Source organism: Chloroflexota bacterium (assembly GCA_014360905.1).
Classification (GTDB): domain Bacteria; phylum Chloroflexota; class Anaerolineae; order UBA2200; family UBA2200; genus JACIWX01.
Genome location: JACIWW010000049.1, coordinates 1 through 1330 on the forward strand (window position 1 = coordinate 1; position 1330 = coordinate 1330).

Consider the following 1330-nt stretch of genomic DNA (forward strand, 5'->3'; position numbering starts at 1 on the left):
GTAATTGTTCAGATTAGGGCTAGCTGTGGTATACTGAGCACATGACACTGGAAGAAGAAGTCGTTGCCCTCCGTGCTGAGAACAATACTTTGCGCGCACAAGTAGCTGCCTTGCAAGAGGAGCTAGAGCTAGCCCAGGAACGCATTGCCGAACTAGAGGAGGGGAAGAAACGGCCACCTCCTTTTGCCAAGCCCAATAAGCGCAGGGATACGGAGCCACGTCCTCCTCGGCGCAAGCGGAGAGCGGAGTGCAACCGTGGTCGAAGGCGGGAAACCCCGACTAGGGTGGTAAGCCATGCCTTGGAGCGCTGTCCTGACTGTGGCTATGAGTTGTACGGTCACAGTGTGGCGCGTCGGCGTCAGGTGATCGATCTGCCGCCTCCACAGGCTGTGGAGGTGACGGAGCATCGCGTCATCAAACGGTGGTGCCCCAAGTGTGGGCGGTGGCATACGCCGCAGTTGGATTTGCGCGGGCAGGTGTTAGGGCAGGGCCGGATCGGGGTGCGCTTGGTCAGTGTGATCGCCTATCTGCGCACGAGGTTGCGTTTGCCCTATCGCTTGATTCAGGAGTACCTGCAGAGCATGCACCAGGTACAACTCAGCGTTGGGGAGTTGGTGGAGGTGCTGGAGCAGCTGCGGCAGAAGGCGGAGCCGACGCTACAATCCTTACGCGCGCAGATGTGGAGCAGTGCCGTGGTGCACATGGATGAGACCGGATGGCGTGAGGATGGGCGGAATGGGTATCTCTGGGGTTGTAGTACGCCTGGGTCGGAGGGGGTGCGCTACTACGAATATGACTGGAGCCGTGCACATGGGGTGGTGAGGAGGCTGCTTGGGGCGCAATTCCGGGGCATTCTGAGCAGTGATTTCTATGGCGCTTACAACGTGTACCTAGGTCGGCATCAACGCTGTTGGGCGCATCTGCTGCGCGACCTGCATAGGCTGAAGGAAGAGCACAGCAGCGAGGAAGAAGTGGTGACTTGGGCGAAGGACGTGCGTGCGCTCTATGATGAGGCGCAGGAGTTCATCCAAGCTTGTGGCAAACCGAGCCAGGCGGAGCGGGAGAAGCAATACCGAGCTTTCCTGGAGCGGCTTCAGCGCTTGGGTCTGGCTTACGCGCAGGTGAAAAAGCATCCTTGTCAGGCCTTGGCAAAACGGGTGCTGCGGCATCAAGATGAGTTGTTCCTGTTTGTGCTGGTCGATGGGCTGAGTGCGGACAACAATCTGGCCGAACGGAGCCTTCGTCCGCTGGTGGTAGCGCGCAAGATCAGCGGGGGTACGCGGAGTAGCCGCGGTAGCAGGATCACGTTGGCCCTGGCCAGTCTCTTTGA

General features: G+C 59.5%; 1 protein-coding gene. It reads left to right on the forward strand.

All coding sequences use genetic code 11. The annotated features are described in order from the left end of the window. Positions 1 to 41 precede the first annotated feature (41 nt). Positions 42 to 1330: IS66 family transposase (locus H5T67_12620; GenBank protein MBC7246148.1), on the forward strand; the 1289-nt coding region annotated here is incomplete at its 3' end.